The following is a 24,709-nucleotide window of genomic DNA, read 5'->3' as shown; positions in this document are numbered from 1 at the left end:
CGCGCTGCCGCGCACGGGTGCCATCCGTGCCGCGCGGCGCCGCTCCTGACGCCGCCCGCCACGCATCGCCGGCAGGCCGGCAACTTCTTCTGGACGAGGTGAATCATGTGCGGAATCGTCGGAGCAAGCGGCCTGAACAATCAGGTACCGCAACTGGTCAATGCGTTGAGCCGGCTCGAGTATCGCGGCTACGATTCGTGCGGCATCGCCGTGCAGGACGACGGGCGCCTGCGTAGCGAACGCACGTTGCGGCGCGTGACGGACCTGCAGGCGCGCGTGCTGACGCTCGGCCTGGAAGCGCAGACCTGCATCGCGCATACACGCTGGGCGACGCACGGCGCGCCGTCGGAAATGAACGCGCATCCGATCATGTCCGGCGACACGATCGCGGTCGTGCACAACGGGATCATCGAGAACCACGACGCGCTGCGCGTGGAGCTGCGCGAGCACGGCTACACGTTTCGCGGCCAGACCGACACCGAGGTGATCGCGCACCTGATCCACAGCGTCTATCGCGACGACCTGTTCGACGCGGTCGTGCGCGCCGTCAAGCGGCTGCGCGGCGCGTATGCGATCGCGGTGCTGAGCGCGCGCGAACCACAGCGGCTCGTCGCCGCGCGCGCCGGCTCGCCGCTCGTGATCGGCATCGGCGCCGAGCAGAACTACCTGGCGTCGGACTGCGCGGCGCTCGGCGACCTCACCGATCGCTTCGTCTACCTGGAAGACGGCGATGTCGCGCTGATCACGCCGGAACGCATCGCCGTGGTCGACTCGGGCGGACACGAGGCGCAGCGCCCGCTGTGCGAAGTGAAGGCGCGCGAAGGCGACGCCGCGCTCGGCCCGTACCAGCACTTCATGCAGAAGGAGATTTTCGAGCAGCCGAAGGCGATCGACAGCACGCTCGACGGCATCGACACGATCTCGCCGGCGCTGTTCGATGCGACCGACGGCACGCGCGCGCTGCTGTCGAAAGTCAGGAGCGTGTTGCTGCTCGGCTGCGGCACCAGCTACTACGCGGGCCTGACCGCGAAATACTGGCTGGAGAGCATCGCCGGCATTCCCGCGCAGGTCGAGATCGCCAGCGAATTCCGCTACCGCGACACGGTGGCCGATCCGCGCACGCTCGTCGTCGGCATCTCGCAGTCGGGCGAAACGGCCGACACGATCGGCGCGATCGAGCAGGCGCGCGCAATGGGCCAGGAGCTGTCGTTGGCGATCTGCAACGTCGCGACCAGCACGATCGCGCGCAACGCGCCGATGCGATTCCTCACGCGGGCAGGCATCGAGCTCGGCGTTGCGTCGACCAAGGCGTTCACGACGCAGCTCGTCGCGTTGTTCGTGCTGACGCTGACGCTCGCGCAACTGCGCGGCCGGCTCGATGCGGCGCAGGTCGCGATGCACCTGAAACAATTGCGCGCGCTGTCCGGCCGCATCAGTCACGCGCTTGCACTGGAAACGCAGATCATGGGCTGGGCCGCGAAATTCGCGCGCACCGAGAACGCGCTGTTCCTCGGGCGCGGCATCCACTTCCCGATCGCGCTGGAAGGCGCGCTGAAGCTCAAGGAAGTGTCGTACATCCACGCGGAAGGCTATGCTGCCGGCGAGCTGAAGCACGGCCCGCTGGCGCTCGTCACGAGCGCGATGCCGGTCGTCACGATCGCGCCGGACGACCGCCTGTTCCAGAAGCTGAAGTCCAACATGGCCGAGGTGCGCGCGCGTGGCGGCCGGCTCTACGTGCTCGCCGGCAGCCAGCTTGAAATCGACACTGACCGCGACACGCACCTGATCCGTGTGCGCGAGTCGGGCGACCTGCTGTCGCCGATCGTCAACGTGATCCCGCTGCAACTGCTCGCGTATCACGTCGGCTGCGCGCGCGGCGCCGACGTCGACAAGCCGCGCAACCTCGCGAAATCGGTGACCGTCGAATGAAGCAGCGAACCCGCCCGGCGCAGGCGGCCGCATCGCGCGTCGCAGCCACGGCCGCGCTCTGCGGCGCGTGCTGCGTCGGCGCGGTGTCGCTGCCCGCGCTCGCCGTCGTGCCGGCCGTGCATACGGTCGCCGTGCCGGCCCCGGCGTCGCCGCAGGACACCGGCGACCCGCGACGCTTCATGCACGGCATCGGCGTGGCCGACGCCGGCAACGGCAAACGCTGGGTGTTCTTCAGCAGCTCGGGCACCGTGCCGCGCGGCGCACTGCGCAACGGCAACTGGCCGCATGACGTGTACGTCGGCGAATGGCTGCCCGGCAAGCCACGCCTGCTGCACGTTCGTACATTCATCAGCCGTCCCGAAGCGCAGGAACCTGTATCGATTGCACAGAACGCGCGCGGCGACATCTTCGTTACGTTCGAGGACGGCTGGAACGCGCCGCAGGAAGTCAGCCAGCGCTACGGCATCTACCGCCGCGACCTGAAGCCGATCAAGCCCTACCCGAACGACGTCGAGTCGGGCGGCCACTCCGGGCACGTCGCGACGGTCGGCGAACACTTCGTCGTGTTCTATTCGGCCGACTGGGTCGACGGCGGCGGCGTCGACAATCTCGGCACCGGCAACGGCGTCTACCTGAAAACCTACGACGCGACTGGACGCGTGCTGAACCACGTCGCGGTCGCGCCGCATCGCCGCGAGTGGTGGCCCGTGATCGCGGGCTCGCAACGCACCGCCCTGCTCGTCTGGCAGAAATTCATCGAAGGCAGCACCGACGCGACGCTCGAATACGCGACGTTCGATCCCGTCACCGCGAAGCTGGACCTGCTCGGGACGCTGACCGACAGGATCCGGTACTACGTGTACTCGTCGGCCTATGTGCCCGAGATCGACCGTTTCATCGTCGTCACGACGACGGCAGACGATCGCGGCGTCGCGATGCTGATCGCCCCGGACGGCCGTCGCACGGCGACGCTCGACTGCCTGCCCGCGTCGGTACGCGAGTCGGGCATCGGGGTCGCCGGCACGCATGCGTACGTGCCGACCCGCGACGGGCGGCTGCTGACGCTTGCGCTCGGGGCGTCGGACATTTCAGTGCGCGGCGCGCAGCGGTCGCCGATTCCATGGGGTTCGACCGGTATCGCCGGATTCCCGGCCGGTGGCACGGCGATGCATTTCGTGTCGCTGACGCCGTCAGGCACGCGCGAAGCCGATTTCGCACCGGAGCGCGACACGCCGGTGCCGAAGCGTGACGTGCCCTGTTCGAGTCATTGACGGCGCGACACGGCGCGCGCGACGTCGGATGGCTCGCGCGGTTGCCCCCGTTCAGCCGGTGGTCCCGCTATCCTGGCCGAACCGCGCCACGCAATGCCACACCCACTTCGCCGTCTGATAATCGAGCACGCCGTCGCGCGCACGGCCGAGCACGGCCGGCGTCACGACGCGGTCGACGGCAATCCGCGCAATGGCATCGGCCGCCGCCGGCCCGCGGAATTGCTCGCACTCGGCCAGCCGATCCAGCGACAGCCTGAAACCGCCGTGCCACTCGACCCGGCAGCCCGAGCGCCCCGCCGCCGCCTCGACCGCCGTATCGCGATAGCTCGGATCGAGCACGATCGCGTCGACATCGTCGCCGAGACTCACCACACCGTGAACCTGCGCCTCGATGTAGTTGTCGAGCAGCGCATCGAGCCCGTCGCGGTTTTCAGCCGCGAGCGAGATCAGCGCCGTGCAGTCCTGAATCGCGAAATGCGCGGGCTGGTAATAGCTATCCGGATAGCAGAAGGTCGTTCGCCGATGCACATCGTTGCGCAGACGCAAATGACACGATCCAAAGCGTCTCGATCCGCCAACGGGATCGAGACGGTGATTCAGCGCACCGTACTTCGGCCGCAGCGCGGGATCGGCATCGTCGTACGCCTGCCCGAACATCCTGCTTTCCCACAGCCAGCGGTCGCCACCGGGGTACGCGGTCATGCCGCCATTGCTCGTCGCCGTTTCGAACTGGGACCGATACAGGCCGTCGCCGACGATCCGCTCGAGCGTGCCGATGCCGGCAGTCAGCGTGTCGGGATGGAAATTGAGCGTAATGGGGAAGGCAGCGCCTCGCCGCTCAGGCGACGGCCAGGATTGTCGGATATGGGCGAGCGCCCGGTCTGTGGCAGTGTCCATGCGGGTTGTCCGGTAGCGTCGAACGTTGCCGACGGTATCGTGGCGTGCGCGGCCCGGCACCGGATGTGGATGGCCGCACCGGCATGGGTCGACGCACGATACTACCGTGCGCTTGCTCCGATCGCACCTCCCTCGCCGGATTCGCCAGCGCCGCGCGTACCGGATAGACTGTCGCCCGATTCCTTCCATCGGCCGCGGTGCCCGCCTCCTGCCGCCGCCGGAACACCCTTTCCCGGAGAACGAATGCTGAAGCGCCAGTGGTTTTCGCTCGTGCTGCTGACGGTGTGCCTGCTCGGACAACGCGCGTCGGCGCAGTCCACACTCAAGCTCGACACCGACGGCACGGCCCGCGCCCTCACCCGGCAGACGCTGCTCGCGCGCCCCGACGCGACGGACATCCACGTGCCGCGCGACATCGCATACGGCCGGCCGATGACGTTCCGCGCGGTGCCGTTCACCGCTCTGCTCGGCGACACGCCGCTGCCGGCCGACGGCGTGCTTGAAACGCGCGCGGCCGACGGCTTCGCCGCGCAACTGCCGATGGATCTCGTGCGCCGCCATGCACCGGCCCGCGCCGTCCCGTGGCTCGCGATCGAGGATCCGGCCCATCCGTGGCCGAAGCTGCCCGGCAAGCAGGTCAGCGCCGGGCCGTTTTACCTCGTTTGGCTCGGTCCCGACGCGTCGTCGGTGCGCGGCGAGCAGTGGCCGTACCAGATCGTGCGCGTCACGATCGAATCGTCACCCCTCGCGCGCTGGCCCTCGCTCGCCGTCGATGCGGCGTTGCCCGCCGACGATCCGGCCCGCACGGGCCAGCGGCTGTTCGTCACGCAATGCCTCGCCTGCCACCGGCTCGACGGTGCGGGCAGCAGCCATGCAGGCCCCGACCTGAACACGCCGATGAATCCGGTCGACTACTTCCAGCCGGCCGCGCTGCGCCGCTATATCCGCAACCCGGCGTCGGTACGCGACTGGCCGGGCCGCAGCATGCCGGCGTTTCCGCCCGACCAGTTGAGCGACCGCGAACTCGACCAGATCGTCGCGTATCTCGCGTACATGGCAAAGCGCAAGGCCGGCAAGTAACGGGCAACCGACCATCCTGGGAACGTTGATGGCGCCACACGACACGCTGTTCACCCTCGCACCGATCGACGCCGTGCAGACGCACCCGCTCAGGGCGACGATCCTGCTGAACGGCGATCTGAACGCGTGCGAACTGGCCGGCGACCATGCGCCGACGACACTGCACGTCGGCGTGCTCGACGGCCGGTCGAGCCTCGTGGCGATCGCATCGCTCTGCGAGGAGCCGCGCGACGACGACCCTGCCCGGCCGGCGTGGCGGCTTCGCGGAATGGCCGTCGACCCTGCCGTGCGCGGCATGGGATTCGGGCGCGTGCTGGTGCAGGTCTGCGTGCGGCACGCGGAAGCACGCGGCGCTGCACTCGTGTGGTGTACGGCGCGTGAAGCAGCGTACCGGTTCTATGAAAAACTCGGGTTTGTGGCCGATGGCGCGCCGATGACGATGCCCGGGCGCACCGATACGGCGTTCTACGTGATGCGCCGATATATCGATCGGCATTCACCGCCGGCCTGACGCGCATCGCACGCGCGCTGCGGCAGAGGCAAGCAAACCCGGCCCGGCGAGCACCTTCCCGCCAGGCCGGGCGTGTCGCGCTCAGGCTTCCTGCGCGCTCTGCAGCACCGCGCGCAACAGCACGTCGGCGCCCGCCGTCGCCCATTCGGGCGTAATCGCTTCGGCCTCGTTGTGGCTCAGCCCGTCGACGCACGGCACGAAGATCATCCCGGTCGGCGCGACACGCGCGACATAACATGCGTCGTGGCCCGCCCCGGACACGATATCCATGTGCGACAACCCGAGCGCCTTGGCCGCGTCGCGCACCGTGTCGATGCAGCGTGGCGCGAACGGGATCGGCGCATACGTGAAGATCTGCTCGATCTGCGCGCCGAGGCCGGATTCGTCCGCCACGCGTGCGAGTTCCGCGCGCAGCACCGCGTCCAGTTCGTCGAGCACCGCATCGTCGGGGTGACGGAATTCGACCGTGAAGAAACAGCCGCCCGGCACCGTGTTGCGCGAGTTCGGCCGCGCCTCGATCATCCCGACCGTCGCGCGCGCGTACGGCGCGTAACGACGGCCGAGCACTTCGATGAACGAGATCATCCGCGCGGCGCCGACCAGCGCATCGCGGCGGACCTCCATCGGCGTCGTGCCCGCGTGCGCGTCGACGCCGGTGAGCGTCACTTCGTACCAGCGCTGCCCCTGCCCGGCCGTCACGACGCCGATCGTCTTGCCGGCCCGTTCGAGAATCGGGCCCTGCTCGATATGCAGTTCATACGCCGCGTGCACCGGATAGCCGCCGACGGGTTCGGCGCCCGCGTAGCCGATGCGCTCCAGTTCCGCTCCGATCGTCCTGCCCGCGCTGTCGGTACGCGAGAGCCCGTATTCGAGCGTATAGACGCCCGAGAACACGCCGGCCGACACCATCGCCGGCGCGAAGCGCGAGCCTTCCTCGTTGGTCCAGATCACGACGTCGACCGGACGCTCGGTCTCGATGCCCGCGTCGTTCAACGCGCGCACGACCTCGAGCCCGCCAAGCACGCCGTAGATGCCGTCGTAGCGGCCGCCGGTCGGCTGCGAATCGGCGTGCGAGCCCGTCATCACCGGCGCGGCATCGGGATTGCGGCCCGCGCGGCGTGCGAACACGTTGCCCATCTGGTCCACGCGCACCGTGCAGCCGGCGTCGCGCGCCCACTGCACGAACAGGTCGCGCGACTCGCGATCGAGATCGGTCAGCGCGAGGCGGCAGACGCCGCCCTTCGGCGTCGCGCCAATCTGCGCCATTCGCTCGAGCGACGCCCACAGACGGTCGCCGTCGACGCGCGGCAGGTTCACGGTGTCGTCACGCATCGCCGTGCTCCGGCGCGCGCTGCAGTGCGTAGCGGAAATCGCAGCGCTTGCCACCCTGCATGATCGTGCTCGTGCGCGTAAGCGCGACGTCCGGCGCATAGCCCTGGATGAAATAGCTGTCGCGTGCGCAGCTCAGCAGGTGCCCGATCTCGCCGAGCCCCATCGCGTGATACATCTCCGCGTAACTGCAGCGATGCACGTCGTAGTCGTAGTGCGCGTCGTCCGCGCGCCGCACCTCGACGTCGAGCGCATCGTCCTTCTCCCACAGCACCTGCAGCGCGATGAACGACTTCACGCTCGCGCCGTCCGGCTCCTGCGCGGCGAACGTGCGGCCTGCGTCGACGGCCGCGCCGCGCACGGCTTCCGCGATCACGGCCTGCGCACGCTCGGTGCCGAACTCGCGCTTCATGATCTCGTAGATCGGCTTGATGATTTCCGCTTCGATGCGGCGCCGCGCGAGGATCCCGAGGCGCGTGTCCTCGGGTGCGGTGGCGGATGTCGGGTTCGCTTCTGTCATGGGGATCGTCTTGGTTGTCTTGTTACTTACTTGGCTGCGGTGCGCGCGCCGCCAAGCACGTCGACGACGGTCCACTTGCCGCCGCGCACCTGGTAGATCGTGAAGGCCGGGTCCTTCAGGTTGCCTTCGGCGTCGAATGCGACGCGCCCCGTCACGCCCGGCCGGTCGATCGCGCGCACCGCCGCGACGAGCTTCGCCGGCTGCGTCGTGCCGGCCTTCTGCGCGGCCGCGATCAGCGTGGCGGCCGCGTCGTACGCGAACGGCGCATGCAATTCGATCGGTGCGCGGAAGCGCGCCTGGTATTGCGTGTCGAACGCCTTGCCGCCCGGCATCCGGTCGAGCGGCAGGCCCGGTTCGAGCGCCGTCACGCCGTCGCCGTCCTTGCCCGCGAGCGACAGGAAGGTCTGGCTCACGAAACCGCCCGCGCCGAGCAGCGGCGCATTCACGCCGAGCTGGCGCATCCGGCGGGAGATCGGCGCAGCCTGCGCATCGAGGCCGCCGAAGAACACGAGATCCGCGCGCTTGCCCTTGATGGCCGTCAGCACGCCGCTGAAGTCGGTCGTCTTGTCGTTCACGTACTGGCGATCGACGATCGCGCCGCCGTTCGCCTGCACGCCCTTGATGAACTGGTCGGCCAGCCCCGCGCCGAACGACGTGCGATCGTCGATCACCGCGATGCGCTTCGCCTTCAGCGTCTTCACCGCATACGCGCCGGTGAAATTGCCGCCCGCATCGTCGTGACCCATGATGCGGAACGCCGTCGCGTAGCCCTGCTGCGTGTATTGATGGCCGGTGGATGCCGGTGCGATCTGCGGGATGCCCGCATCGCGGTACACGCGCGACGCCGGCACGCTGCAGCCCGTGTTCCAGTGACCGACGACACCGATCACGTGCTGGTCGACGAGCTGCTGCGCAACCGCGACGGCCGTGCGCGGATCGGACTGGTCGTCGGCCGCGACGAGCTTGTAGACGACCGGCTTGCCGCCGATGGTGGGATGCTTCGCGTTCGCGTCGTCGATAGCGAGTTGCGCGCCGTTCTGCAGATCCTTGCCGATCCGCGCGGACGGGCCGGTCAGCGGCGCGGCGAGACCGATCAGGATCGTCTGCGGCGCGGATTGTGCGAACGCGGGAGCGGAGGCGACCAGGGCGGCGGCCGAGAATGCGAGGCTGGCGTGGAGAAATGCGATTTTCATGTGCGGGGATCGGCGAATCGGATCAAAACATGAAAAATATTAAATATTCATCACCCAAACCCCAAATACCCAATTGTTGGATGCTTATGCTGTTCTCGCCACATTAACGTATATCCCGGTAAACAAAGGATATTTTCATGTTGTCGCTTACCCTGACTTTTCGATAAAATTCGATACATGAAAAATATCGAACAATTGCCGCACGATCCTCCGCTGCGTGCGGTGCGTGCATTCGAAGCGTTTGCGCGTCTCGGGTCGGTCACCGCGGCGGCAGGCGAGCTCGACATCACGCCGTCGGCCGTCAGCCATCAGCTGCAACTGCTCGAAGCGTTCATCCAGACGCCGCTGACGGTGCGCGAGGGCCGGCTGCTCGCGCTCACCGACGAAGGGCGCGACTACTACCGCTCGATCAGCGCCGCGTTCTCGGTGCTGCGCAGCGCAACGCGCTTCGTGCGCGACCGCTCGTCGCTGCGGCAGATCACCGTCAGCCTGATCCCGCTGCTCGGCATCGGCTGGTTCATTCCGCGGCTGCACGCGTTCCTCGCCGACAACACGGACGTCGACGTCACGGTGCTGTACGCGCATCACCGCAATTACCGGAGCGACGCGTCGGACCTGTCGATCCGCTTCGGCACCGGCGACTGGCCCGGCTACCGCTGCGAGCGGCTGCTGCCGGGCGCGATGGTGCCGATGTGCAGCCCGTCGTTCCTGAAGCGCCACGGGCCGTTCCGCACGCCCGCCGATCTCGCGCGCGCACCGCTCGTGCACGACGAGGATCGCAGCACGTGGGTCAACTGGCTGCAGGGCGCCGGCGTGCGGCATGTGTCGCACGCGGTGGGGCCGATGTTCGAGGATGGGCAACTCACGCTGAGCGCCGCGCGCGCGGATCTCGGCGCGGCGCTGCTGCGCGCGCCGCTGGTCGAGCGCGAGCTGGCGAACGGCGAGCTCGTGAAGCTGTTCGATCACGTACTCGACGACGGGCGCGACTACTACCTGTGCACGCGCGAGGACGCGGACATGCCGGACGGCGCGCGGCGGCTGGCGGCGTGGTTGAGGAAGATGGCGGGGATTTGAGCGGAGCGGGCCGGCGATGGGACTTCAGCCCGCCCCGGGAAGCAGCAATCGCATCGGCCAAGCCACGACGTTGCGTATCCCGGGCCGGATCTCCATGATGCCCATTCCTTGTAATGGAGATTGCCATAAGCAGAGTTCCCGTCGATCTATCGGATGACCAGCACGCCGCGCCGACCTTCATCGCAGCGCTCAAGAACAGCTCCTGCGCCGACGTCATCCGCGACGCAATCGATGCCTATGTCGCTCGGCACGCGACAACATTTGCTGACAATGTTTTCGGTCTCTGGAAAGGCCGCACGGTCACCCGCCACGAGGATTTTCGGTCGGAGTGGTAAACGCGCGCCCCGGCACGGACTACCCGATCGGGCGTCTGCGCGACCTGGAGTCGACCCCCATGGCTTTCGCGTACTGACGCCCCTCCCCCTGCACCGGGTGCCCGGCGCTCACGCCGACAAATCAAGGGCCGGAAGCAGATAGAAAATCCCGATGCCCCGGATTGAAACAAGCAATTTCACAAACTCAGGGTGAACCCGGATACTGGCAACACTCCACTCACCACTGAAGACAAGGAATTCTCCAGATGCCGATCATCAACACCCAAATCAAGCCGTTCAAGGCAACCGCTTACCACAACGGCGATTTCGTGCCCGTCTCGGAAGAGAACTTCAAGGGCAAGTGGTCCGTCGTCGTGTTCTACCCGGCCGACTTCACGTTCGTCTGCCCGACCGAGCTGGGCGACCTCGCCGACCGTTACGCGGAATTCCAGAAGCTGGGTGTCGAAATCTACGGCGTGTCGACCGACACGCACTTCACGCACAAGGCATGGCACGACACGTCGGACACGATCGGCAAGATCAAGTACCCGATGATCGGCGACCCGACGCTCACGCTGTCGCGCAACTTCGACGTGCTGATCGAGGAAGAAGGGATGGCCCTGCGCGGCACGTTCGTGATCAACCCGGAAGGCGAGATCAAGCTGTGCGAAATCCACGACAACGGCATCGGCCGCGACGCAGGCGAACTGCTGCGCAAGGTGCAGGCTGCGCAATACATCGCGGCGCATCCGGGTGAAGTGTGCCCGGCCAAGTGGACGCCGGGTGCGGAAACGCTGACCCCGTCGCTCGACCTGATCGGCAAGATCTGACGATCGCTCCGCGCGCCTCGCACGAGGCGCGCGATGGCGGGCCGCCGCAGCATGCGGCCCGCACCCTCCTCCGGCACGACGTGCCCGACCATAATCATTAATACGGAATCCGAAACGCCATGCTCGACGCCAATCTCAAGAACCAACTCAAAGCATACCTCGAAAAAATCACGCGCCCGATCGAACTCGTCGCCTCGCTCGACGACAGCGCGAAATCGCAGGAACTGCTGGCGCTGCTGAACGAGATTGCGTCGCTGACGGATCGCGTGACCGTGACCGAACGCCGCGACGACGCCGAGCGCAAGCCGTCGTTCTCGATCGGCGAGCCCGGCAAGCCGGCCGGCATCCGCTTCGCCGGTATCCCGATGGGCCATGAATTCACGTCGCTCGTGCTCGCCTTGCTGCAGACGGGCGGCCACCCGATCAAGCTCGACGACGATGTGATCGAACAGATCCGCGCGCTCGACGGCGACTACGCGTTCGAAACGTTTTTCTCGCTGTCGTGCCAGAACTGCCCGGAAGTCGTGCAGGCGCTGAACGTGATGTCGCTGATCAACCCGCGCATCCGCCACGTCGCGATCGACGGCGCGCTGTTCCAGGATGAAGTCGAGGCGCGCCAGATCATGGCCGTGCCGACGATGTTCCTGAACGGCGCCTCGTTCGGCCAGGGCCGCAGCAGCGTGAAGGAAATCCTCGCGAAGCTCGACACGGGCGCCGGCGAACGCGCCGCGAAGTCGCTCGAAAACAAGCCGGTGTTCGACACGCTGATCGTCGGCGGCGGCCCGGCAGGCGCGGCAGCCGCCATCTACTCGGCCCGCAAGGGCATCGCGACGGGCGTCGTCGCCGAGCGTTTCGGCGGCCAGGTGCTCGACACGATGGCGATCGAGAACTTCGTGTCGGTGCAGGAAACCGAAGGGCCGAAGTTCGCAACGGCACTCGAGCAGCACGTGAAGCAGTACGACGTCGACATCATGGACGTGCAGCGCGCCGACGCGCTGATTCCGGGCGACGTGCACCAGATCCGCCTCGCGAACGGCGCGGTGCTGAAGGCGAAGACGATCATTCTCGCGACCGGCGCGCGCTGGCGCGAAATCAACGTGCCGGGCGAGCGCGAATACCGCAACCGCGGTGTCGCCTACTGCCCGCACTGCGACGGCCCGCTGTTCAAGGGCAAGCGTGTCGCGGTGGTCGGCGGCGGCAACTCGGGCGTCGAGGCTGCGATCGACCTGGCCGGTATCGTGAAGGCCGTCACGCTGATCGAATACGGCGCGCAACTGCGCGCGGACGAAGTCTTGCAGCGCAAGCTGCGCAGCCTGCCGAACGTGACGATCGTCACGCAGGCGCAAACGATCGAGCTGACCGGCGACGGCAGCAAGCTGAACGGGCTCGTCTACAAGGACCTGCGCTCGGGCGACACGCAGCGCATCGATCTCGAAGGCGTGTTCGTGCAGATCGGCCTCGTGCCGAACACCGAATGGCTGAAAGGCACGGTTGAACTGTCGAAGCACGGCGAGATCGTCGTCGATGCCCGCGGCGCGACGTCGGTGCCGGGTGTGTTCGCGGCCGGCGACGTGACGACGGTGCCGTTCAAGCAGATCGTGATCGCGGTGGGTGAAGGCGCGAAGGCATCGCTCGGCGCGTTCGACCACCTGATCCGGCAGGATGTCGCGCCGGTGGCCGCTACGCAGCCGCAGGCCGAGGAAGCGGTCGCCGCGTAACCTGCGTCGCACGTCGGTAAAACAGTTTGTCTCTCTTGGCCCCGCATGCTTTGGTCGGCGTGCGGGGTCCTTTTTTTGTCGACGCCTGGACACACCGACGAATGGCGACTTGTCCTTAACTGACGAGTCGCATTCCCGCAACCTTCACCGCTTTCGCGTCAAACGTCATCGTGTATTGGCATTGCGCCTCATGGCACGTCCATTCGATCAGACAATCGGAGAAATCCGCGGACGAGCCGGAATACACGCGCAGAGCCTTCCAGACCGTTTCCGAGGCTTCGACGACCAGTTCCTTCGTTCACAATAGCCCCTCGATCACCTGCGCGATCTCGTCACGATCCGAACCGTAGGCCCGCGCAAGCACCCAAACGACGTCAACTGACGCAACCTGCGTGATATAGCCGGGATGCTCGGCAGTCAGCGATTCGACCAGCCGGGTCGCTTTCTTCGATTGCACCGGGTCATCCTGCACGAGATATCTCACAAGCCCATTCGTGTCGAGCCCGATCATCTCGCAGACGCTCCCCGCTCCGCGATTGCGGCATTCATGTCCTCGATCGACACGGGTTTTGCCGGCTTGCGAATGATGCCTTTGAGCGAGGTAATCGAATCCGTAACGGGAACGACTTCGTACCGCCCGGTCTTTTCATTGAGAATGAACTCGATTCGATCCCCGGTCGCAAGACCCAGGCGGGTTCTCACGTCCACGGGTATGGTGACCTGCCCCTTCGATGTCACGGTTGCCGATGCCATAGCGCCTCCGATTCAGATTTCCTTATCTTTAAGGTAAGGAATCGGAAACCGCAAGGATGGATACCTCGGCGGAACAGGTCGACCCGCCTGCGACCACCGGGCAACGAGTACGTCAGCCAAATGCCGGATGCTCGATCATCTTCGCAAAAATCACGTTCGGGTCGCGCGGCTTACTTGGTCGCTGTCGAATCGCCATTTGCCGAGGGCGACGCCTTGAAACTACTCGACTGCCTGACCAGTTGCTCGGTCATCGCAGCGGCAACCGGGTTCGCACCCGACGACGAACCGCCCTGCCGGTACGAACCGGCGCTCGACGATATCGATGACATCGACGACATCGACGGCGGCGGCAACGACGGGTCAAGCTTCGCCGATTCCCTGACGAGGGCAGCCGTTTCCGGTGTTTCGGATTTCGTCGCGGCCGGTGCAGCGGCCTCATGGCGTTCGAGGCCATCGCGCTTGCGCGGCACGCGTTGCGTAACCTGCGCCGGTGCGGCCGGCTGGGCCGGTTTGGCGGTCGGTGGCGGCGCTGGCGGGGTCGAATCCTGCGCATCGACCGTCACGACATTCACCTTCGGCAGCGGCGCACTCGGCTTCGTCACCGGCTGGGCTTTATCGCTGACGACCGGCACAGCGGGGGCAGAAGGAGGCGCGGCGCTGACGCGCGCGGGTGCGGATGGAGGCGGCGGAACAGCGGCCTGTTGCTGCGGCAGCGCGGCGGCGGGTGCCGACGGCGCGATGGCGCCCTGCACCGCGTGATCGTTGTTCGCGGGTGCGACGGCCGCCGGCGCGGCCGAATCGCCAATGCCCGAGTCTTCGATCGCACGGTGGTCCGCGCGCAGAAGCATCACGTAGGCAGTGCCGGCCGCGGCTACCAGGAGCCCACCGGCGATCATCAAGGTCTTGCGGGTACTCGTCATGCTTGCTCACCGATCATGTCGACGTGAACAAGCCATCATACGCGGCCATTGGCCGTCGATCCCGCATGAATACATTTGGTTGCATTGTGCCGGGAGCCGAGCGGCGTGACGTTCGTCAGACGTATTGCCGCCCTGCTCCGGCACGATCGAAGCGCCGCCCTTACTCCGGAAACGGCAATTCCGTCTGCCCGTCCGCGCGCATGCCGAACGTGTTCAGCGTCATCGCAACGAGCGCGTAGTAGCCGAGCAACGCAACGAGATTCACAACGGTTTCGTGACCGAAGCGCGCCTGCGCGCGTGCGAACGTCGCGTCGCTCACCCGCCGCGTATCGTACAGCTCGCTCGCGAATGCATGAATCAGCGCGTCGTCATCCGATTCGAATGCGGGCACGACGCCGAGCCGGATTGCGTCGGCCGTCGCCGCCGGTACGCCCGCATCGAGCGCGATCGGATGATGGATGTGCCACTCGGCCTGCGAGCGCCAGCGTGCGGCCGTCACGAGAATCGCAAGCTCCGACAGCCGCAGCGGCAGGCCCGTGCGATAGCGGCAGAACGCGCCGAGCTTTTGCGCGTGCTGGGCCAGCTCGGGGCTCGCGATCCAGCCGAGGAACGGCCCGTTCAGGTTGCCGCGCGGGCCGCTGAGGATGTCGGCCAGCACGGCCTTCTGCTCATCGGTGGCCGATGCGGGATCGAACGGAGGCAATCTGTCAGTCATGTCGATGTTCCCGTGAAGTTCGGAGGCCGTCACGCACCGGCCGACGCGAGCGCCGCGCCGATCGCGCCGGACAGTCGCTCGACGAGCGTATCGATCTGCTGCGCGGTGCTGATGAACGGTGGCGCCACCAGGATGTGATCGCCGTGGACGCCGTCGATCGTGCCACCCATCGGATACACCATCAACCCGCGCTGCATCGCTTCGCGCTTGACCGCCGCATGCAGCTTCAGCGCGGGATCGAACGTCGCCTTGGTGTCGCGATCGCGCACGAGTTCAACGCCGACGAACAGCCCGCGGCCGCGCACGTCGCCCACATGCGGATGCACGCCGTAATGCTCGCGCAACGATGCACGCAGTTGCTCGCCACGCGCCTTCACGTTGTCGAGCAGTTTCTCTTCGGCGATCACGCGCTGTACTTCGAGCGCGGCCGCACAGGCGGTTGCGTGGCCGAGGTACGTGTGGCCGTGCTGGAAGAAGCCCGAGCCGTCGACGATCGTCCGGTAGATACGGTCGCTCACCAGCGTCGCGCCGATCGGCTGGTAGCCTGCACCGAGCCCTTTCGCGATCGTCAGCAGGTCGGGCGCGACGCCGTCTTCCTCGCATGCGTACAGGTAACCCGTGCGCCCCATCCCCGACATGATCTCGTCGAGGATCAGCAGCACGCCGTACTTGTCGCACACCGCGCGAATCTTCTTCAGATACGTGCGCACCGGCGGCACCGCGCCGGCCGTCGCGCCGACCACCGTTTCCGCGACAAAGGCCGCAACGTTTTCCGCGCCGAGTTCGACGATCTTCCGTTCGAGCTCGTCCGCCAGACGCTGTGCATACGCTTCGTCGGTTTCGCCCGATTGCTGGTCGCGGTACGCATAGCACGGGCTCACGTGGTGCGCTTCGATCAGCAGCGGCAGGAACGGCTCGCGCCGCCAGGCGTTGCCGCCGATCGCGAGTGCGCCGAGCGTGTTGCCGTGATAGCTCTGCCGCCGCGCGATGAAATGCCGGCGCTGCGGCTCGCCCTTCTCGACGAAATACTGGCGTGCGAGCTTCAGCGCGGCCTCGATCGCTTCGGAGCCGCCCGACACGAAGTACACGTGTTCGAGGCCGGCCGGCGCGGCATCGACGAGCCGGTCGGCGAGTTCCTCGGCCACGTCGGTGGTGAAGAACGACGTATGCGCGTACGCGAGTTGCTGCACCTGCCGCTTGATCGCGTCGATCACGCGCTGGTTGCTGTGGCCGAGACACGACACGGCCGCGCCGCCGCAGGCGTCGATATAGCGTTTGCCGGTCGAATCGATGATCTCGATGCCGTCGCCAGCGACGGCAACGGGCAAGGTGGCGCGCGGAGCGCGATGGAAAACGGTCGTCATGCGTTGCCTCATGGATCAGGACGCGTCGTGCGCGCGTCCGGACGGCACGATGCGCGTCGCGAAACGCTGCGTGCCGTGTTGGTGAATGGTGAAGTCGATCGATGTCGCACCGATCGCGAACACGGCGGTGGCCAGCGTGTTCTCGTCGTCGGGATCGGCCGGATCGTCGCGGTAGATCGGCAGCCCTTCCGGCGCGCGATCGCCGAGCACGTCGAGCAGCGCGGCTTCGTCGATCGCGTCGATGCCGGGTGTCAGCGCGTCGACGCGGCGCTGGCGGTCGGCCGACGATTGCGTGACGATCTGAGCTTCTGTTTCACAGCCCGGATGCACGAGATGATTCGCGTGCCCGGCAAGCCTCGCCACGTCGACGACCGAGCAACGCGCGACGCTCGCCTCGATGCTCAGCAGGCGTGTGTCGCCGGTCGCCCCGAGCGTGTGATGAAAGCCGCTCGCGCACGCATTCACGCGCAACACGTCGACGGCCGCGTCGAACGATGTCGCGTCGAGCACCGCCCGCGCGAGGATCATGCGTGGCACGCCCGGAGCGGGCGTCTTGATCCGCAGATTGTTGATCGCTTGCGCGATACCCGCGCGGTTCGCGGCAAACGTATGGCCCGGCAGCGAACCGGGGTAATAGAAACTGATGAACCCCGGCTTGCCCGCCGGCTGCACGTCGACGAGCAGGCACCGCTCGCGCAGGAACGGATCGCCGTCCTCGTTGTGCGCGATCCAGCGCATGCCGGCCGCGTCGCGCGCGGCGAGCGTCGTGCAACCGTCCGGCGCGTTGTGGATCAGTTCGCCGCGGCAGTTCCACAGGAAGATGTCCTCGGCCGGCCAGCCGATGCCCGCCGCGATCCCGTCCAGTTCCGCCACGAGATCAGGGTACGCGGCCAGCGCGGCCTGCCGCAGCGCATCGACGAACGGATGGCCGCGCCAGCGGCGCACGGCCTGCCATGCGCTGCTCTGCTGCATGTACGTGTCGAATACGGGGCGGGCAAGGTCGCCGAGGCGCACGCCGATGTCGAACGGCGCACCGGCGATGACAGGGGAAAGGGAAAGCGGCATGTCGGCTATTTCGGTTTCGTTCAGGACACGTGTTTCAGGAATTCCTTCAGGCGCGGCGTCGGCGGCCGGTCGATCAGGTCGACCGGATGGCCGTCCTCGGCAATGCCGCCCTGATCCATGAACAGCAGCCGCGTGCCGACCCGCTTCGCAAAGCCGATCTCGTGCGTGACGACGATCATCGTCATCCCTTCGTTTGCGAGATCCTGCATCACTTTCAGCACTTCGTGGCGCAATTCCGGATCGAGCGCCGACGTCGGCTCGTCGAACAGCATCAGCCGCGGCCGGATCGCGAGCGCACGCGCGATCGCGACGCGCTGCTGCTGGCCGCCCGACAGCTCCGACGGATAATGATTCGCGCGCGATTCGAGGCCGACCTTGTCGAGCAGCGCCATCGCCTGGTCGCGTGCTTCGGCGCGCGATGCGCCGCGCACCTGGATCGGCCCGAACATCACGTTCTCGAGCGCGGTCATTTGCGGAAACAGGTTGAACTGCTGGAACACCATGCCGGCTTCGAGCCGGATGTTGCGGATCGTCGTCGCGTTGCCGCGCACGCTCTGGCCGTCGACGAGCAGCTCGCCGCCGGTGATCTTCTCGAGCGCGTTGATACAGCGCAGCATCGTCGACTTGCCCGAACCGGACGGGCCGATCACGACGACCACCTCGCCCGCATCGATCTTCAGGTCGATGTGCTTCAGCACCGGCACGTGACCGAAGCTCTTCGACACGTTCTGGAATTCGATCATGCTCATAGGATACGCATCCTCTTCTCGACGAGCCGCAGCGTCAACGTCATGGCGCCCGTCAGCAACAGGTAGATGACAGCCACGGCGCTCCAGATCTCGACCGCCTGGAAATTGCCCGCGATGATTTCCTGCCCCTTGCGCGTGAGTTCGCCGACGCCGATCACGATGAACAGCGACGTGTCCTTCAGGCTCACGATGCACTGGTTGCCGAGCGGCGGAATCAGCCGCCGGAACGCGAGCGGCCCGACCACCTTGAGCAGCACGCGCGGCATCGACAAGCCCATCGCGAGCCCTGCCTCCGTCAGCCCCTTCGGGATCGACAGCAGCGCACCGCGCACCACTTCCGCGAGATACGCGCCGGAATTCACCGTAATCGCGATGATCGCGGCCGTCAGGCCGTCGATGCGGATATGCGCGAGCAGCGGCAGCGCGAAGTACAGGAACATCACCTGCACGACGATCGGCGTGCCGCGAATCAACTCAATATAGACCTGCGCGAGCACATTCATCGCCTTCGGTCCGTATGCGCGGAACATGCCCGCGACCATTCCGACGATGAAGCCGCCCACCAGCCCGAAAAATGCAATGAACACCGTCAACCGGACCCCGTCCATCAGGTCCGGCAACGCCGCCCATATCGCCGACCAATCGAAATTCACTTGTCGCTCCCCGTTCGATTCAAGACCGGCGCGGCCACCCGGCCGCGCCATGGCGCGCCGTCGCGCTTACATCTTCGGCGGCTCGGCGCCGAACCACTTCTTGTAGATCTGCGCGTAACGACCGTCGGCCTTGATCTTCACGAGCGACGCATTGACCTTCGGCACGAGCGGGCTGCCCTTCGGGAAACCCATCCCGTACTTGTCGCCGCTGACCGGCTGGCCCGCAACCTTCACCTTGCCCTTGCCTTCGTTGTTCACGAAGAACAGCACGTTCGGCGTGTCGTGCATCGCCGCGTCGACGCGACCGGCTTCGAGCGCGAGGTAGGCCTGGTCGATGTTCGGGAACTGGCGGATCTCCTTCGGCTTCAGATGCGCCTTGATCCAGTCGATCGTCGCGGTGCCCGTCTTCGCGGCGATCACCTTGCCGTTCAGGTCGTCGATCGACTTGATCGACGTGTTGCCGGTCTGCACCATCGCGGCCAGGCCGCTGTCGTAGTACGGCGCGGAGAAGTCGATCGCCTTCTTGCGCTCCTCCTTGATCGTCATCCCCGACAGCGCGACGTCGATGTTCTGCGTCTGCAGCGCCGGGATCAGGCCCGCGAAATCCATCGGCTGGATCGTGTACTTCCAGCCCTGGTCCTTCGCGATCTCGGCCCACAGGTCGAGATCGAAGCCGACGTACTTGTCGCCCTGCTTGAACTCGAACGGCATGAACGACGTATCGGTCCCCACGACGAGCGTCTTGGTATCCGCGTGGGCGATGCTTGCGCCGAGCGCGGCGGCGACCGCGACGACTTTCAGGAAGGAACGGCGACTCATGGTTTCTCTCCGCATGATTGAGCGATGTAACCGGCCAGCCGGCCGGCGGTAACGACGACATCAGGCCGCACCGCAACATGCGATGTCGAATTAGACCTTAGTGCAACATGTGTTGTCAAACGCGATACTACGACAACAAAAAAATCCGCAACGGATAAATGCATCGAGACAAACCCGGGCCGCGCGGGGCGAATTGATCGGAGGAAACGGGAAGATGGCGGGACAGGACGCCCCGCCGGATCGCGCTGCCGCGGATGGCAGCGCGTGGGGAGAAGATGGCGGCGACGGGCCGCGATGGCCTGTGCGCACAGAGCCGGCAACCGCCGGCGCAACTCAACGCGTGTTGCGGGATGACCGTGACCTTGCCGGACGGCGATGCGCCGATGCCGCGTCGCTCACGCGGCCACCCCGCTCGCCTGATGCGACACGAGCCGCGCATACGCGCCCTGCCGCGCCAACAAATCCACGTGGCTTCCCGCTTCGATCACGCTGCCCTGCTCGATCACGAGGATCAGGTCGGCATTGCGCACGGTCGACAACCGGTGCGCGATGATGATCGACGTGCGCTGCGTCATCAGGTCTTCCAGCGCCGCGCGGATCTGCTGCTCGCTGATCGTGTCCAGATGGGACGTCGCCTCGTCGAGGATCAGCACGGGCGCATCCTTCAGGAATGCGCGCGCGATTGCGACGCGCTGGCGCTGGCCGCCCGACAGCTGCACGCCGCGCTCGCCGACGCGCGTCGCGAGCCCGTCCGGCAGCCGCGCAACGAAATCGCCGAGCGCCGCATGGTCGATCGCGCGCTGCACGTCCGCACCAGACGCGTCGTTGGCGGCGAGCCGGATGTTCGCTTCGAGCGTGTCGTTGAACAGGTAGGTATCCTGCGCAACCAGCGCGATGTGCTGCCGCAGGTCGTCGAGCCGCAGGTCGCGCAAGTCGACGCCGCCGAGCGTCACGCGGCCCTGCTGCGGATCCCAGAAGCGCAGCAGCAGGCTCGCGACCGTCGACTTGCCAGCGCCCGACGCGCCGACCAGCGCAACCGTACTGCCCGGCGGCACCTCGAAGCTCACGCGATCGATCGCGGGCACGCCGCGGCCCGGATAGGTGAACGACGCCGCCTCGAAACGCACGGCCGGATTGCCGGGCATCGCGTGCGTGCCGTCCGTCACGGTCACGGGCTCTTTCTCCAGCGCGCGCAAGCGGCGCGTCGACGCGATCGTGTCGGCCAGCTGGCGCGCAACCTGGCCGATTTCGGCCACCGGCATGAACGCGGCCACGGCGACCAGCACCAGCAGCGGCAACGACGCGTGCGGAAACCAGCCGCGTGCGCACAGCAGCGCACCGAGCGCCGCGACGGCCAGCCCGCCGAGGCCGCTCGCGACTTCCAGCGCGGCGCTTTGCATCGACAGGTCGTCGAGCAGCTTCGAGCGCTGCCGGCGATACGCATCGACCTCGGCCAGGAACGCTTCCCGCCGGCGCACGATCGCCTGGAACGCGGTCAGTTCCGCGAGCCCCTGGATCGTTTCGGTCAGGTGCGCGCCCAGCTGGCCGAGCGCTTCGCGCGCGCCGGTGCCGAGCCGGTCGACGTCGCGCCGCGCGAGCACGGGCGCCAGCCCGGCCCACAGCAGGAACGGCAGCAGCACGAGCGCGAGCGGCCACGCAATCGACGCGAGCAGCACCAGCACGGCGGCCGGCACCAATACCGCGACGAACGCGGGCGCGAGCGTGTGCGCATAGAAATATTCGACGGTCTCGACATCCTGCGTCGCGAGCGACACGAGATCGCCGGAACGGCGGCGCAGCAGCCCGGCCGGCGCGAGGCGTTCGAGCGTCGCGAACAGCGCGATACGCATTTCCGCGAGCAGCCGGTACGCCATGTCGTGCGCGAGCCACGATTCGAGCCAGTGCAGCACGGCCGCCACCGGCGCGATCACGAGCAGCGCGACGACGAGCGCCGTGCTCACGTCGCCGGACGACACCGCACCGACCACCCGTGCGCCGATCACGCCGACGCCGATGAACGCGAGCACGCGGCCGATCCCGAACAGCACGGTCAGCGCCACCTTGCCCTTCCACGGCTGCACGAAGCGCAGCAGCGTCTGCAACGTTTCCGGCCAGCCGATCGTCGCCGCGTCGTCGTTCAGCGGCCGCACCTGCGGACCCGACGACGCACGCGCAGTGGTGCCTGCCGTCGCCGCCGCGCCGACGGATTCGGCGACCGCCTCCAGTTGCGGCCCCATCAGCCGGCGATACGGGCCGTCACGCGCGATCAGCGCCGTGTGCGTGCCTTCGTCGACCACCTGCCCCTGGTCGAGCACGAGGATGCGGTCCGCGCCGATCACGCTGGACAACCGGTGCGCGAGCACGAGCGTCGTCCGGCCGCGCGTGAGCCGGTCGAGCGCCTGCTGGATCAGCGCTTCATTCTCCGCATCGACCGACGAAAGCGCCTCGTCGAGCAGCAGGATCGGCGCATCGCGCAGCAGCGCGCGGGCAATCGCGATGCGCTGGCGCTGGCCGCCCGACAGCATGAGCCCGCGTTCGCCGATGCGCGTCGCATAGCCGTCGGGCAGCGCCGAAATGAAATCGTGCGCGTTGGCGGCGCGCGCGGCCGCGATCATGTCGGCATCGCTTGCATCGGGACGGCCAAGGCGCAGGTTGTCGGCCACGCTGCCATCGAACAGTGTCGCGTCCTGCGCGACGACCGCGATCATTTCGCGCACCTGGTCGGCGTCGAGCGTACGCACGTCGTGGCCGCCGATCCGTACGGCACCGCCCTGTGCATCGTGCTGGCGCAGCAACAGGCGCACGATCGTGGACTTGCCCGCGCCGCTCGGCCCGACGATGGCGATCGTCTCGCCTTCGCGCACCGTGAAGCTCAGCGCCGCATGCGCATCCGCGCGGCGCCCCGGATATGCGAAGCTGACGTCGTCGAACGCGATCTCCGGCCGCAAGCCCGTCACGCGCGGCGCATCGGCGGCCGGCACCTGGCTGCCCGCGTCGAGCAGCGCATGGATCGCGTTCGCGGCCGACTGGCCGATCATCCCCTGGTGCAATACGGAACGCAGGTCGCGCAACGGCCGGAAGATTTCGCTGCCGGCCATCAGCACGATCAGCAATGCTTCGAGACTCATGTCGCCATGCCGCACGCGCCATGCGCCCACCGCGATCGCCGCGGCCGCGCCCAGGCCCGTGCCGAGATCGGTGAAGAGCCGTGTCAGCAGGCCGAGCGCGAGCACCCAGAACGTGCTGTCGGACAGCGCACGCGCCTTCGCGGCCAGCTTCGCGCCGAACGCGGTGCTCTGCCCGAACGCCTTCAGCGTCGGCAGGCCCTGCACCGCGTCGAGAAACTCCTCGCCGAACGCCTTGAACGCGGCCGAGCGCGCGAGCGCCGCACGCTTGTCGGCACGATGCACGAGCTGCGGCAGCGCGAGCGTCACGAGCGCCGCGACCAGCAGGATCGCGGCCGTCGGCACGTCCCACCATGCGAGCACCGCGAAGATCATGACCGGCGCGCACGCGGCGATCACGAGCTGCGGCAGGTAGACGCCGAAGAAGGTTTGCAGCTGCTCGACGCCGTCGACGACGGCCAGCATCACGCCGCCCGTGCGCTCGCCGCTGAACCACGCGGGGCCGAGCGCGGCGATCCGGTCGAACAGCCGCGCGCGCAGCGTGGCCTGTACGCGTCCGGCCGTGTGCTGCGCGAGCACCGTGCGACGATGGTCGAGCCATGCGCGCAACAGCACGCAGGCCGCCGTTGCAACGGCGGCTTCGCCGATGCTGCGTACCGGCGCCCCGGCAAAAACCAGCGCCAGCACGCGCCCGAGAAAGACGAAACGCAGGATGCCGACACCCATCGCGAGCAGCCCGAGCGCGACGGCCGCGGCCACGCGCCAGCGCAGTCCCGCCATCATTGCCCATAGTCGTCGGTCGAAATACATGTTGCCCTCCGGTCAGTGATTCGTTGCTTTTTTCTTGACCGGATCGAGGCTACCCGCGCCGCCCGCACGCGGCAAAAGATGATTTTTCAACGGGTGTTGAGTCAACTACAATACCCGGCATGTCGCACCTTCCTCCCCTTAGCGCACTGCGTGCTTTCGAAGCGGCCGTCCGCCTCGGCGGGTTCGCGCGCGCGGCGGTCGAGCTGAACGTGTCGACCAGCGCGGTCAGTCACCAGATCCGCTCGCTCGAGGAATCGCTGGGTGCGCGGCTGCTCGAACGCAGCACGGGGTTGGGCGGCATCGGCCTCACGCCGGCCGGCGCACGCCTGCTGCCGGCCGTCAGCGATGCGCTGTCGCGTCTCACCGACGCCTGTGCCGAAATTCGCGGCACCGCGCAACGGCTGACCGTGTCTGCCAACGCGCCGTTTTCGTCGATGTGGCTCGCGCGCCGCCTCGCGGAATTCTCGTCGCTTCATCCCGACACACCGCTGCATGCCGTCGTCCTCGACGAAGAGCCGGATTTCGCGCGCAACGGCGTCGATCTGGCGATCGTGCACGTGCCTGCGCACCGGCTGCGAGCCGACGACGACGTGCTGCTGCGGGAAACCGTGTTTCCGGTCTGCAGCCCCGAACTGTTTCCGTACGCATCGGGACATGTGTGCCGCTCGCGGCTGCTGCAGGAAATGCACGAGGACAGCCCCGAGATCGACTGGCGCAACTGGACGTCGGAATTCGGTTTGCCGGGCGATTTCGAAACGAAGATCGTCCGTTACAGCAGCTTCAGCCAGGTGATCGGCGCGGCGGTTGGCGGTGCGGGCATCGCGCTCGGCCGCGTGCCGCTGATCGAACCCGAGCTGCGCAGCGGGCGCCTGGTGCCGCTGGTGCCGGGCCTCGCACGCGATGCGTCGTGGTGTTTCGTGCTGCGCCGCCATCCGTCGACGCGGCACCGGCTGCTCGACCCGTTGATCGCGTTCCTGCGCAGCGAGGCGGAAGCGCCGCCGTTCGTCGCGAAGATGGTTGCGCCCGCATCCAACGACAGTCACGCACGGGGTGCGGGCGGCGCCTGACGG

22 protein-coding genes and 1 pseudogene are annotated in these 24,709 nt (G+C 67.2%); 9 read left to right on the top strand and 14 right to left on the bottom strand.

Annotated elements, in window-relative coordinates; all coding sequences use genetic code 11:
* The first annotated feature begins 105 nt into the window (after nt 1–105).
* Nucleotides 106–1,929: a glutamine--fructose-6-phosphate transaminase (isomerizing) gene (gene glmS, locus U5809_RS27170; protein ID WP_322088784.1), complete on the top strand. Its 1,824-nt coding sequence runs from the start codon at nt 106–108 to the stop codon at nt 1,927–1,929.
* Nucleotides 1,926–3,200 (top strand): hypothetical protein, encoded by a 1,275-nt coding sequence (locus tag U5809_RS27165; RefSeq protein WP_322088783.1) that lies wholly within the window; start codon nt 1,926–1,928, stop codon nt 3,198–3,200. Before glmS ends, U5809_RS27165 begins: the two co-directional genes overlap by 4 nt.
* A 51-nt stretch (nt 3,201–3,251) precedes the next feature.
* Here U5809_RS27165 and U5809_RS27160 read toward each other — a convergent pair whose 3' ends face one another.
* Nucleotides 3,252–4,286, bottom strand: a complete 1,035-nt coding sequence (locus U5809_RS27160) for a DUF3626 domain-containing protein (protein ID WP_322088782.1) — start codon at nt 4,284–4,286, stop codon at nt 3,252–3,254.
* A gap of 54 nt (nt 4,287–4,340) precedes the next feature.
* On the opposite strand from U5809_RS27160, the gene U5809_RS27155 reads away from it, so the two are divergent.
* Both U5809_RS27155 and U5809_RS27150 read left to right on the top strand, forming a co-directional pair.
* The gene (locus U5809_RS27155; protein ID WP_322088781.1) at nt 4,341–5,177 is read left to right on the top strand and encodes a cytochrome c; all 837 of its coding nucleotides are present in this window, start codon (nt 4,341–4,343) and stop codon (nt 5,175–5,177) included.
* A 28-nt stretch (nt 5,178–5,205) separates the two neighbouring features.
* The gene (locus U5809_RS27150; RefSeq protein ID WP_322088780.1) at nt 5,206–5,688 is read left to right on the top strand and encodes a GNAT family N-acetyltransferase; all 483 of its coding nucleotides are present in this window, start codon (nt 5,206–5,208) and stop codon (nt 5,686–5,688) included.
* A gap of 81 nt (nt 5,689–5,769) precedes the next feature.
* Here the strand turns inward: U5809_RS27150 and U5809_RS27145 are convergent, their stop codons facing one another.
* Genes U5809_RS27145 through U5809_RS27135 form a run of 3 tightly spaced genes read right to left on the bottom strand, consistent with a single transcriptional unit; the run spans nt 5,770 to nt 8,730 of the window.
* The gene (locus U5809_RS27145; protein WP_322088779.1) at nt 5,770–7,020 is read right to left on the bottom strand and encodes a Zn-dependent hydrolase; all 1,251 of its coding nucleotides are present in this window, start codon (nt 7,018–7,020) and stop codon (nt 5,770–5,772) included.
* On the bottom strand, nt 7,013–7,537 hold the full coding sequence (locus U5809_RS27140; protein WP_322088778.1) for an L-2-amino-thiazoline-4-carboxylic acid hydrolase: 525 nt from the start codon (nt 7,535–7,537) through the stop codon (nt 7,013–7,015). Before U5809_RS27140 ends, U5809_RS27145 begins: the two co-directional genes overlap by 8 nt.
* Before the next feature lie 26 nt (nt 7,538–7,563).
* Nucleotides 7,564–8,730 carry a branched-chain amino acid ABC transporter substrate-binding protein gene (locus U5809_RS27135; protein WP_322088777.1) on the bottom strand — a complete coding sequence of 389 codons (1,167 nt, stop codon included), beginning with the start codon at nt 8,728–8,730 and terminating at the stop codon, nt 7,564–7,566.
* Between the two features lie 177 nt (nt 8,731–8,907).
* Between U5809_RS27135 and U5809_RS27130 the strand changes: the two genes are divergently transcribed.
* The 4 genes from U5809_RS27130 (at nt 8,908) to ahpF (ending at nt 12,666) form a co-directional block, all read left to right on the top strand.
* Nucleotides 8,908–9,804 (top strand): LysR substrate-binding domain-containing protein, encoded by an 897-nt coding sequence (locus U5809_RS27130; protein WP_027782765.1) that lies wholly within the window; start codon nt 8,908–8,910, stop codon nt 9,802–9,804.
* A 113-nt stretch (nt 9,805–9,917) separates the two neighbouring features.
* Nucleotides 9,918–10,139, top strand: a complete 222-nt coding sequence (locus U5809_RS27125; protein WP_322088776.1) for a CopG family transcriptional regulator — start codon at nt 9,918–9,920, stop codon at nt 10,137–10,139.
* A 245-nt stretch (nt 10,140–10,384) separates the two neighbouring features.
* A complete protein-coding gene (gene ahpC, locus U5809_RS27120) occupies nt 10,385–10,948 on the top strand; it encodes an alkyl hydroperoxide reductase subunit C (protein WP_006488685.1) in 564 nt (187 codons plus the stop codon).
* Between the two features lie 119 nt (nt 10,949–11,067).
* The gene (ahpF, locus tag U5809_RS27115; protein ID WP_322088775.1) at nt 11,068–12,666 is read left to right on the top strand and encodes an alkyl hydroperoxide reductase subunit F; all 1,599 of its coding nucleotides are present in this window, start codon (nt 11,068–11,070) and stop codon (nt 12,664–12,666) included.
* A gap of 115 nt (nt 12,667–12,781) precedes the next feature.
* Here ahpF and U5809_RS27110 read toward each other — a convergent pair.
* The 10 genes and pseudogenes from U5809_RS27110 to U5809_RS27065 all read right to left on the bottom strand — a co-directional run bounded on the left by U5809_RS27110 (nt 12,782) and on the right by U5809_RS27065 (nt 23,639).
* Nucleotides 12,782–13,177 (bottom strand): annotated as a pseudogene (locus tag U5809_RS27110) (PIN domain-containing protein).
* A complete protein-coding gene (locus U5809_RS27105; RefSeq protein ID WP_322088774.1) occupies nt 13,174–13,419 on the bottom strand; it encodes an AbrB/MazE/SpoVT family DNA-binding domain-containing protein in 246 nt (81 codons plus the stop codon). Before U5809_RS27105 ends, U5809_RS27110 begins: the two are co-directional and overlap by 4 nt.
* Before the next feature lie 170 nt (nt 13,420–13,589).
* Nucleotides 13,590–14,339, bottom strand: coding sequence for an extensin (locus U5809_RS27100; protein WP_322088773.1), 750 nt, complete (start codon nt 14,337–14,339; stop codon nt 13,590–13,592).
* 160 nt (nt 14,340–14,499) lie between these two features.
* Nucleotides 14,500–15,054, bottom strand: coding sequence for a carboxymuconolactone decarboxylase family protein (locus U5809_RS27095; RefSeq protein ID WP_322088772.1), 555 nt, complete (start codon nt 15,052–15,054; stop codon nt 14,500–14,502).
* 29 nt (nt 15,055–15,083) lie between these two features.
* A complete protein-coding gene (locus tag U5809_RS27090) occupies nt 15,084–16,418 on the bottom strand; it encodes an aspartate aminotransferase family protein (RefSeq protein ID WP_322088771.1) in 1,335 nt (444 codons plus the stop codon).
* Nucleotides 16,419–16,433: 15 nt separating this feature from the next.
* Nucleotides 16,434–17,483 carry a C45 family peptidase gene (locus tag U5809_RS27085; protein WP_322088770.1) on the bottom strand — a complete coding sequence of 350 codons (1,050 nt, stop codon included), beginning with the start codon at nt 17,481–17,483 and terminating at the stop codon, nt 16,434–16,436.
* Nucleotides 17,484–17,503: 20 nt separating this feature from the next.
* Nucleotides 17,504–18,232 carry a glutamine ABC transporter ATP-binding protein GlnQ gene (glnQ, locus tag U5809_RS27080; RefSeq protein WP_282510563.1) on the bottom strand — a complete coding sequence of 243 codons (729 nt, stop codon included), beginning with the start codon at nt 18,230–18,232 and terminating at the stop codon, nt 17,504–17,506.
* Nucleotides 18,229–18,936: a glutamine ABC transporter permease GlnP gene (gene glnP, locus U5809_RS27075; protein ID WP_322088769.1), complete on the bottom strand. Its 708-nt coding sequence runs from the start codon at nt 18,934–18,936 to the stop codon at nt 18,229–18,231. Before glnP ends, glnQ begins: the two co-directional genes overlap by 4 nt.
* 15 nt (nt 18,937–18,951) lie before the next feature.
* Nucleotides 18,952–19,704 carry a glutamine ABC transporter substrate-binding protein GlnH gene (gene glnH / locus U5809_RS27070; protein WP_322088768.1) on the bottom strand — a complete coding sequence of 251 codons (753 nt, stop codon included), beginning with the start codon at nt 19,702–19,704 and terminating at the stop codon, nt 18,952–18,954.
* Between the two features lie 395 nt (nt 19,705–20,099).
* Complete coding sequence (locus U5809_RS27065) at nt 20,100–23,639, bottom strand: ABC transporter ATP-binding protein (RefSeq protein ID WP_322088767.1); 3,540 nt, start codon at nt 23,637–23,639, stop codon at nt 20,100–20,102.
* A gap of 119 nt (nt 23,640–23,758) precedes the next feature.
* Between U5809_RS27065 and U5809_RS27060 the strand changes: the two genes are divergently transcribed.
* On the top strand, nt 23,759–24,706 hold the full coding sequence (locus U5809_RS27060; protein ID WP_322088766.1) for a LysR family transcriptional regulator: 948 nt from the start codon (nt 23,759–23,761) through the stop codon (nt 24,704–24,706).
* Nucleotides 24,707–24,709 lie beyond the last annotated feature (3 nt).

Origin of the sequence: Burkholderia sp. BCC1999 (assembly GCF_905339975.1) — a bacterium.
Classification (GTDB): Bacteria; Pseudomonadota; Gammaproteobacteria; order Burkholderiales; family Burkholderiaceae; genus Burkholderia.
Note: the sequence above shows the minus strand (reverse complement) of the source record. Positions and strands in the feature narration are given on the sequence as shown.

Coding starts and splice junctions, on each gene's coding strand:
- U5809_RS27140 (WP_322088778.1), bottom strand. CDS start 7,537: ATGACAGAAGCGAACCCGACATCCGCCACCGCACCCGAGGACACGCGC.
- U5809_RS27065 (WP_322088767.1), bottom strand. CDS start 23,639: ATGTATTTCGACCGACGACTATGGGCAATGATGGCGGGACTGCGCTGG.
- glnP (WP_322088769.1), bottom strand. CDS start 18,936: ATGGCGCGGCCGGGTGGCCGCGCCGGTCTTGAATCGAACGGGGAGCGA.
- ahpF (WP_322088775.1), top strand. CDS start 11,068: ATGCTCGACGCCAATCTCAAGAACCAACTCAAAGCATACCTCGAAAAA.
- U5809_RS27060 (WP_322088766.1), top strand. CDS start 23,759: ATGTCGCACCTTCCTCCCCTTAGCGCACTGCGTGCTTTCGAAGCGGCC.
- U5809_RS27090 (WP_322088771.1), bottom strand. CDS start 16,418: ATGACGACCGTTTTCCATCGCGCTCCGCGCGCCACCTTGCCCGTTGCC.
- U5809_RS27100 (WP_322088773.1), bottom strand. CDS start 14,339: ATGACGAGTACCCGCAAGACCTTGATGATCGCCGGTGGGCTCCTGGTA.
- U5809_RS27150 (WP_322088780.1), top strand. CDS start 5,206: ATGGCGCCACACGACACGCTGTTCACCCTCGCACCGATCGACGCCGTG.
- U5809_RS27135 (WP_322088777.1), bottom strand. CDS start 8,730: ATGAAAATCGCATTTCTCCACGCCAGCCTCGCATTCTCGGCCGCCGCC.
- ahpC (WP_006488685.1), top strand. CDS start 10,385: ATGCCGATCATCAACACCCAAATCAAGCCGTTCAAGGCAACCGCTTAC.
- U5809_RS27145 (WP_322088779.1), bottom strand. CDS start 7,020: ATGCGTGACGACACCGTGAACCTGCCGCGCGTCGACGGCGACCGTCTG.
- U5809_RS27160 (WP_322088782.1), bottom strand. CDS start 4,286: ATGGAAGGAATCGGGCGACAGTCTATCCGGTACGCGCGGCGCTGGCGA.
- U5809_RS27165 (WP_322088783.1), top strand. CDS start 1,926: ATGAAGCAGCGAACCCGCCCGGCGCAGGCGGCCGCATCGCGCGTCGCA.
- U5809_RS27095 (WP_322088772.1), bottom strand. CDS start 15,054: ATGACTGACAGATTGCCTCCGTTCGATCCCGCATCGGCCACCGATGAG.
- U5809_RS27105 (WP_322088774.1), bottom strand. CDS start 13,419: ATGGCATCGGCAACCGTGACATCGAAGGGGCAGGTCACCATACCCGTG.
- U5809_RS27155 (WP_322088781.1), top strand. CDS start 4,341: ATGCTGAAGCGCCAGTGGTTTTCGCTCGTGCTGCTGACGGTGTGCCTG.
- U5809_RS27130 (WP_027782765.1), top strand. CDS start 8,908: ATGAAAAATATCGAACAATTGCCGCACGATCCTCCGCTGCGTGCGGTG.
- U5809_RS27125 (WP_322088776.1), top strand. CDS start 9,918: ATGGAGATTGCCATAAGCAGAGTTCCCGTCGATCTATCGGATGACCAG.
- glnH (WP_322088768.1), bottom strand. CDS start 19,704: ATGAGTCGCCGTTCCTTCCTGAAAGTCGTCGCGGTCGCCGCCGCGCTC.
- U5809_RS27085 (WP_322088770.1), bottom strand. CDS start 17,483: ATGCCGCTTTCCCTTTCCCCTGTCATCGCCGGTGCGCCGTTCGACATC.
- glnQ (WP_282510563.1), bottom strand. CDS start 18,232: ATGAGCATGATCGAATTCCAGAACGTGTCGAAGAGCTTCGGTCACGTG.
- glmS (WP_322088784.1), top strand. CDS start 106: ATGTGCGGAATCGTCGGAGCAAGCGGCCTGAACAATCAGGTACCGCAA.